Annotated in this window: 1 protein-coding gene; it reads left to right on the top strand. The window is 67.7% G+C overall.

Annotation, left to right across the window (positions count from 1 at the left end):
* Positions 1–229, top strand: a 229-nt coding sequence (locus KVS71_RS19585; protein WP_217585352.1) for an MFS transporter, incomplete at both ends; no start/stop codon positions are given.

The raw sequence follows: 229 nt of genomic DNA, 5'->3' as shown, positions 1-229 counted from the left end.
ACCTGCTACCTGCTCGGACAGGTTTTCGGCCCCCTCGTGTTCGGCCGTCTCGCCGACCGTCTCGGCCGCAAGAACCTCTTCCTGCTCTCCCTCGGGGTGTACCACGTCGGGTCGGCCGTCGCCGGTCTCGCGTTCGCCCCGTGGTTCTTCTACATCTGGCGCTTCGACGCCGGGGCGGGCATCGGCGGCGAGTACGCGGCCATCAACTCGGCCATCGACGAGATCATCC

Source organism: Microbacterium sp. GbtcB4 (assembly GCF_019091465.1).
In the GTDB taxonomy this organism is placed as follows: Bacteria; Actinomycetota; Actinomycetes; order Actinomycetales; family Microbacteriaceae; genus Microbacterium; species Microbacterium paraoxydans.
Note: the sequence above shows the minus strand (reverse complement) of the source record. Positions and strands in the feature narration are given on the sequence as shown.